General features: G+C 31.2%; 10 protein-coding genes. 6 read left to right on the forward strand and 4 right to left on the reverse strand.

The features are described 5' to 3' along the window. Positions 1-105: 105 nt before the first annotated feature. The 4 genes from Q0625_RS13365 to Q0625_RS13380 all read right to left on the reverse strand — a co-directional run bounded on the left by Q0625_RS13365 (position 106) and on the right by Q0625_RS13380 (position 3723). Complete coding sequence (locus Q0625_RS13365) at positions 106-1224, reverse strand: DUF3696 domain-containing protein (protein ID WP_298828248.1); 1119 nt, start codon at positions 1222-1224, stop codon at positions 106-108. Then, entirely contained in the window at positions 1221-2591 is a 1371-nt protein-coding gene (locus Q0625_RS13370; RefSeq protein ID WP_298828251.1) for a DUF262 domain-containing protein, read from the reverse strand. Before Q0625_RS13370 ends, Q0625_RS13365 begins: the two co-directional genes overlap by 4 nt. Positions 2592-2714: 123 nt before the next feature. Continuing rightward, positions 2715-3269: an RNA 2'-phosphotransferase gene (locus tag Q0625_RS13375; RefSeq protein WP_298828254.1), complete on the reverse strand. Its 555-nt coding sequence runs from the start codon at positions 3267-3269 to the stop codon at positions 2715-2717. Further along, positions 3262-3723 (reverse strand): hypothetical protein, encoded by a 462-nt coding sequence (locus Q0625_RS13380; protein ID WP_298828257.1) that lies wholly within the window; start codon positions 3721-3723, stop codon positions 3262-3264. The genes Q0625_RS13375 and Q0625_RS13380 overlap by 8 nt, the downstream gene beginning before the upstream one ends. Before the next feature lie 210 nt (positions 3724-3933). On the opposite strand from Q0625_RS13380, the gene Q0625_RS13385 reads away from it, so the two are divergent. The 6 genes from Q0625_RS13385 to Q0625_RS13410 form a co-directional block, all read left to right on the forward strand. Next, positions 3934-4092 (forward strand): hypothetical protein, encoded by a 159-nt coding sequence (locus Q0625_RS13385; RefSeq protein WP_298828260.1) that lies wholly within the window; start codon positions 3934-3936, stop codon positions 4090-4092. Between the two features lie 4 nt (positions 4093-4096). Beyond that, entirely contained in the window at positions 4097-4948 is an 852-nt protein-coding gene (locus Q0625_RS13390) for a hypothetical protein (protein ID WP_009751396.1), read from the forward strand. Positions 4949-5250: 302 nt separating this feature from the next. Beyond that, positions 5251-5712 (forward strand): hypothetical protein, encoded by a 462-nt coding sequence (locus tag Q0625_RS13395; RefSeq protein ID WP_298828274.1) that lies wholly within the window; start codon positions 5251-5253, stop codon positions 5710-5712. A 161-nt stretch (positions 5713-5873) separates the two neighbouring features. Continuing rightward, on the forward strand, positions 5874-6440 hold the full coding sequence (locus Q0625_RS13400) for a hypothetical protein (protein ID WP_298828277.1): 567 nt from the start codon (positions 5874-5876) through the stop codon (positions 6438-6440). Between the two features lie 19 nt (positions 6441-6459). Continuing rightward, complete coding sequence (locus tag Q0625_RS13405; protein ID WP_298828280.1) at positions 6460-7035, forward strand: hypothetical protein; 576 nt, start codon at positions 6460-6462, stop codon at positions 7033-7035. A 70-nt stretch (positions 7036-7105) separates the two neighbouring features. Then, a partial coding sequence (locus Q0625_RS13410) for a DUF2931 family protein (protein ID WP_298828282.1) occupies positions 7106-7829 on the forward strand: 724 nt, incomplete at its 3' end.

The raw sequence follows: 7829 nt of genomic DNA on the forward strand, positions 1-7829 counted from the left end.
GTTTAGCATCCGTTACTGCTATTTTATTGAGAGTTATAAAACTCTCTTCTAACTCAGTAATACTCGCTTTTTCATATCCTATGGTGGCTAAATAAAAGTTAAATTTCATTTTCGTCGTAATTCTATAAGTTTGGCAAAGTCAATCTCTGTTTGGTCAAAAAAGCCCTTAGGCCATCTGTCAAGTTCTCCTTTCTCATTCATTGAGATACGGTGTACTTCCGGCTGTAGCTCTCCTTTATCAAAATAATTAATAGTAATAGAGCTACTTTCTATTTCTTTTTTAGCTACCGCCAACTGTATACCATTGATAATATGGTCGCTATGGGTTTCTACTACTATACGCAACCCAGCATTTGCCATTTTAGCTAAGAAGTAACCTATTTTAGATTGTGCCGCAGGGTGTAAATGCGCTTCAGGGTTCTCTATAATTACAAATCTATCTTTTTCAGCCAATAAACAAGTTACAATAATAGGTAAAGCATAACTAATTCCAAAACCAGTATTGGTAGGTGAAGTAGGATTACCTTTTGAAAAAGCATTTTCCACTTGAAGTCTTGATGTATGTGTATCTTTATCAATATAAGCCTTAATACAAGCCCCTTCTAATATATATTTCAGCCACGAATTTACATGGATATAGAACTTATCAACCCCATCAGTATCAAAAAGACGCTCTTTGTCTACTTTAAACTTAGAATCATCCATTTCTCTTATAACTTGAGCTGTGTATTCTCCTTGAAAACCTGTATTAGTAAAAACAAGAGCTTTGAGTGGTTGTGAAATTCTAGGACCTATTCTTTCTGCATTTAAATAATAAAATTCTCTAAAAAATAAAAAGTTATCTTCATATGTGTTCTTTATAATTTCAGGAGTAATATAAAGGAGATACTCATCTGTTTTGATTTTATAAAGAACTTCAAATTTTTTATTTCTTTTTTTTAGAGAAAATATTAGTTCTGATTCAGAATGTGGCAAATTATTACTAATACCTAAGTTTAAACAATATACCCCGTTTAACTCTATACTATTTTTATTCTTATTAATTAGTTTATAAGTTTTATCATTTAAAATTCCACATTTTTCAACAGTTCTTCTCAGTAATAAAAGTGTCTGAATAACAGAACTCTTACCATTGCCATTCCCTCCTGCCAGTACTGTCAGTTGGTTGATAGGTACTTCAGCTTTTTCAAAACATTTAAAATTTTGGATGTGTAAGTTTATCATATTTCTATATTTGTAGTAAATAATTCGTTAAACGTATCTAAAATATATAACATATTGGTTTTTGAGTTGGTGCTATAGGAGAGATAATTATATAGTTGACCATCTTTAGCTATTTTATCAGCTATAATTTCAGTAAGCTGTCCTTCTTTGTTATAGATGGTTACTTCTTCATAAGGATATTGTGAAAGCAATAGAGAAGTTACTACAAAAAGAGCTTTGTTTAGTATTTGTTTTCTGGCAGTAGAACCTATACTTTCTGTTAGAATTTTTCTAAATGCATATCTACCTCCTACTAAATAAGCAGCATTCTTCATTGCATTAACAAATAACTGTATTTTTTCTTCAAAATCTTGTGGTGTATCTTTTTGATGGCGTTCAGTATAATTATCTAAAAAGTTCTCCATATAACCACTGTAATCATTGATATTACCATCACGACCGAAAAGTTCCTCAAAAGCTAAAAAACGTAAGGCTATTTCTTGATCATCCATACGAGTGCTTCTCACACTATTATCTGTCGCAGTTTTAAACTCAGTAGTACTTACCATTGCTTTAAGCGTATCGCGCAATCCTTGTCCCGCTAAGCAGTTCCTAATCTCTTGATTATTTAGCGGTCTTCCACCCGTATTGATACGTCTAAAAATATCGTATTTTACTTGATAAGGAGAAATAGGGTCAATGATGTTTACTGAAATATTGGTAAGATTAAACCAACGTACATATTTAGTTTCTAAACCTTTCTTATTTCCTTCCTCTTTAAAATATCTCCCCTCGCAATTTTCTAAGTATTGTAAATTCTTTAAGGGGAATTTATTTTCCATAAACTCTTTAATAGTTGAAATGCGTTGTAACCCATCTATTATGGTAAGGCGCCCTTCCAAATCTTCTGAAAAATAAAACATTGGCAAGGGAATACGCAATAGAATAGATTCTATAAGCCTCGATTTTCTAAAGGAATCCCATACCAAATTGCGCTGAAAATCAGGAGTAAGATCTATATCTCTACTATCTATCATCGCACTTATTTGTGCAAGCGAGATTTTATCAGTGTATACTTTTATTTTTTCAGGGTCATAAGGTTTGTATTCAGTACTAATACTTCCTTCAGAATTATTAATCCCCGATTGCTCCAATTCTATAATTTTAACAAAAGCATCGCCTACAATTTCATTAAATTCTTCCTCATCAATATCTACCTCTTTTGATATTATTTTGAGTGTTTTATTTTCCAAATCAGTCTCTACTTCCAATAAAATCTGATTGTCATCTCTATTGATAAAAAGATAACGGTTGTCCGTTTCTTCTTTTTTTACAATAGAAAAGTTAACCGTCTCAAGATTATTATTTACCTTAATATCTATATTCATTATAATATAAAGTTTTTGAAATTCAAATTCAATGCAAATATACGATTATTTTACAAAAGGGATTATATTTAAAGAATAAAAACAGATTTAATTTACTCTTACCTAATTCATTTTATATATACCTTACACTAACAACTCAACTACTGATAGATACTTTGGTAGCACCTTATCCGTAAGCCATACTCCATTGGCAGAGAGATAAAAAATAAATCCTGCTTGGTGCATTGCCTTTGTATTTACTTCAAAAATTATGGGGCTGCCATGTCGGCTCCCTACCTTAGTAGCTGTTTCTATATCAGTGCTAAGGTGTACGTACTGACGTGTTTGCTTTTGGAGTCCGCTTTTGAGAATGCTCTCTACAAACCTGCTGGCAGTACCGTGATACAAATGGTCAGGAGGTATTTGGGGTAATAATTCTAGTTCTACGGCAAGTGAATGTCCTTGATTAGCGCGTATTCTTGTGTTATCTTCACTGAAAGCATACCGCTGTTTGTTATCTGTAGCGACGATTTCTTCCAACATCTTAAGACTGAATACTGGAAACTTTCGCTTGATATGCTTAATGAGCACATTTACCTCAGCCCAACCGTGCGCATCAAGGGTAATACCAATCACCTCGGGGTGGTGTCGCAATACCAAACTGAGAAACTTGCTCTCTTTTTTATACTTTTCAATCATTTTTGTGAGGGGTAGGGAGTAAAATATTGCGGTAGAACTTAAATTGTTTGTTTAAGGTTACATCTGTTTCTTTAGAAAAATGTAGCGTTTCTTTCTTATCAATATGAGTTTCTAAATTCTCTTTAGCAAGATAAAAAGGTACATTGTAAGAATACAAGATGTGTTCTGCATCTTTTAGCTGCTTGTTAAAACTAAATCGATAAGTTTCTTTACCCATTTCACCTAAAATTTCACTCTCTATAATAGTATCATTCGTGATTTTATTTATATACAAACGAATTTCTTCCCCCTCTGTTGAAGCGTCTAACATAATAGTATCTTTCAACATTTGCAATGAATCTATAGGTATTTCCACAGAAGAAACTTCTGTATATTGACTATTGTTTTGATAATTGCACCCTACTATCCATAGGGGAAACAATATAGTTGCATATTTTAGTAAGAATTTTGTCATATTGATTGTTTTTGATCCATTTCAACTATTTTTACAATACTATCATCTTGCAAAGAGGCAATATAGTCAATCATTTTTAGATCGCAAATAAATAGAACAAGAGATTAATTCTTTATTTGCTCTTTTTCAAGGGCGAATTGCTTCACATACTCGCTTACACGACTTTGCCCCTACACCTGCTCACGCTAATTTTTTGCAAACCATTTCTGTTTGACTATAAAATATGAAATCCCAGAAGCTGTATTCAAAGATAAAGATAATTGGAAAACAGGTGATTTTTACTATAAAACAGGAGTAAAAACAATTTATGGAATTATAGCTACAATAACAGCAGGCAAAAGTATTTTTTGGAAATTATCAAAAGAATAAAGGAATGAAAAAATTATATTTTATACTATTGTTGAGTTGCTTTTATGCATATTCTCAAAAGGAAGAATTACGTTTTAGGATGCTTTATGATAAATATACTATAGAAGGGGAAAATAATATTCCTCAAGATAGTGTAGCTTTCCCCATTTTTCATCAATTTGTATATGAAAAGGGGAAAGAGGCGTTGTCGTATGATGCTTATACTGATGCAAGTAGTTATAATTCTTGTAAATTACATCTAATAACCAAAAATAATAATGCCACATTATTTGTTGATGACTCAACATTAAATCTAAAATTCTTTGATTCGAAATATAAAATAGAAGTAAACAAAAAAGACGTGTATTTTTTGGAAAAGCAATACTATAATTTTCTGAAAACTAAAATTTTAGAGCAAAAAGATATTAGTGAAATATTAGATTTCTTAGATGATTGTTTAGGGGATTATTTCCTCTTAGAAGATTTATTTTTAGTAAGCTCAAAAAGTAAATATAGATTCAACTACAAAATATTAAAAGCTGTTTTAGTTACACAAAAACAACAAGCTGACGGCTTTGAAAAGTGGTTAGTTTTCTATATTTATGATGAAAAAGGAATAGTAAGTATCACAAAAAAAGCATACAAAAAAGGCGAAAATTATGCTGATATATCTTTTTTTAAAGAGCGTTTATCTACAAATCCTAATAGTTTCTCTTTTTCAATTACAGAAGCGAATGTTAAATCTATGGAAGAGACCCAAAAAACAATATCCTTAGATAATAGTTTTGAAAAAACGCATTTAAAAAGTACAAATATGGGAAATAATACAGTTACTTTTATAAAAAAAAGTTCAACTTTTGAAGATGTAACATTCTAACAAATTTCTAACAATATCAGGAGTATTACTACTGAGATAGAAGACCCCAGTGGTAATACTTATATTATAGAATTGGCTATACTAAATCCACATCGCCACACCCCGATAATCAATTGGTTTTTATTTGATGGTCATTTGATAGAAAATCCCTTTTAAAAATTAAATCACTGATTATCAATTAGTCTTTATTTGATGGTTATTTGATAGAAAAGCCCTTTTAAAAATTAAATCACTGATAATCAATTAGTTTTTTATTTGATGGTCATTTGATAGAAATGTAAAAATATTAAAACTTATACTCTATGAAATTAACACTCTTACTCGTTATTGCTTGTATTGCCAATACCTTTGCTCAACTCTCACCACAAGCCTTAGACTCCTTACAACAAGTGAAGTACATCAAAGCAAAGTATGTATTGCTCGCCAGTCAAAACATCTCTTTAGCCCCAAGCAGACTCTATACGTTAAAAGGTGAAAAATATTATGGCGAATATGTAACCAAATACGACCACCGAGGTAGCGCTCTGGAGTTTTACAGCGGAGGTTCAGAAGGTTATATACCTCACAAACGCTATAATACCTATGGCAAAGACCTGCCTTTTGAAGCTGATATGTACGAATTCCATATCAAAATAGACAAAAAGCACGGCACCATCATCGACAATGGGGAAACACATCGCAATTTCCACTTCATCAAAGGCGAAAAGAAAATAAAAGTCCCCACCAACTCCCAAGGTCGCTTTATCATTTATGAGTATTTATGATAATCAACCACTTTTAAAGCATGTTGTGTACGGGCGTTTTGCAAACGCCCCCGTTAAACCCTAATATACGAAACAATACGCAAAATATTTTTTTGTTTGTCATTAGGCTCTTTACTGTTTTTTGTTATTTTTGCACTTAAAACAAAAATACTTTATTGGATATGAAAAATAACCTGTTTTTAACTATTTCCCTGCTCATAGCATTCTCTTGCTGTGCACAAAATAGTATTAGAAGAGTGGATGATAATTATTATTTTATAGAAATCCCTTCTAAAAATGGTAATTTTGACTGTAAAGAAGATGGGACAAAATTGTGTAATAGGTATTATGTGCTTGAAGAAACTTTCTTTAAAGATAAAATAAAACTTTTTATGGCAGAAGATAATGACTATCTCAATGAGAAATCTTCTCCCTTTGCTCTCCTTGATGCAAATCTTAAAGAAGAGCTTTTAAAGTTAGGTAGAAAGAGAGCAAAAATTCAGTTTAACGACCAATTTGTCATTTTAGATACTACACACATAAGGACTATTTATCATTGTGTTCCTATGCAAATTAAGTATCAAAAACGTAAAGACAAAACGCTTTTAAAGTTAGATCTAACAAATTTCTCTCATTCACCTGTGGGGAATTATGAGTATTATATCTATCTTGAATATAAGAATAATAAACTATCTCTTTCAAAGATAGAGGAAATACCTTTTTCTGAATTGAAATTACATAAGTTTTAATTTTATAAACTATAGTAAGATGGTACGAAAAAAAATAATTCTGATAAGTTTTCTTCTTTTTGTGTTCTTTTCTTGTAATTACACGAATAAGAGACCACAAAATAATAATGACCATTCTATCCATAAAACATCTATAATAGATACAGTTTCTATAACATCATTAGTAGGGAATAATGCTATAGATAAATATCTCAATCAATTCAAAAAAATAGCAGTAGACAGTATTATTCCTTGGGCGACAGATAAGAAAAATCCTTATTCTGAAACATTTATTATCGGAAATAATAAGATAAAATTCATACAAGGATTAAGAGCATTAGATTATAAATCAAATGAGAGACACTATACAATTAATGATAACACTATGAAAATTAGTAGAATTCTCATAGATAGTTTACCTATAAATTTTGATAAAATAGCTATAGATTATGGCGAAAATGCTGAAGTTTATCAAAAAGATAATCTCATATTATTTGCAAATCAACCTATGGGCTGGAATGGGCTTTCAAATTCATATCGCTTAATTCAGATTGTAGATACAAAGTCGTATGTTTGTTATGAATTTCTAATGAATTATTTAAATATAAATCAATAGTTCATTGGCAACCTGATGCTTTATAACTTTTATAATCATCTTAAAAAGGTTGATTTAAACATATTATATTATGAAAAATATAATCATAACCCTATTAGTTTTACTTTCATCATTAACTTCTTGTAAGGAGAAAGAAAAAGAAAATATAAATAAAAAATATCATTGGGTCGCTTATGTAAAACCGGTATCAGGCTATCCTATAAGAGTTTATCGTGGGGTAGTATATGGAAAAGACGGAGCTAGTAGGTTCGGAAATGGACAATCTAATCTATTTGAAGATGATGAACCTTTCCCTCATTTTTCTATAGGAGCAGGTACATCAGGTGTTTTTGGCTCCTCAGAGGAGGAGGAAGCTAAAGGGGTTCCTACTCACTTAGATGTTTCTTGGCTTTCGTATGTAGAAAAATGTCAATATCTCTTAGAAAATCAGCCTTTAGATTCTCTGAAGATAGCTCAACTCTTAGCTGAAAAAGTATATACTCCTTCTAGATCAGAAGACATAAGTCCAACAATAGAAGAATACAACATTTCTGTAGGTTTAGCTCCTGGTGGAGTAGTCTTTGTTTGGCTACATAGTACTGCAAGGGTCATAGAAGTAGGACGTTACCAAGCAAAAAAGATAGAAGATATTCATTTTGTGACCCAAAAAGAGGCAGACGAATATTATAAAAGAACAGGAGATGTTATTTTAGATGAACACACTATAGAAGATAGGGATCATATCATAGAATTAGGACTCCCAAAAGAAAAAATACGAATGCAGTATCAACAGTGTGGGACACCTGTTACTGAAC

This window comes from uncultured Capnocytophaga sp. (genome assembly GCF_938029845.1).
GTDB lineage: Bacteria > Bacteroidota > Bacteroidia > Flavobacteriales > Flavobacteriaceae > Capnocytophaga.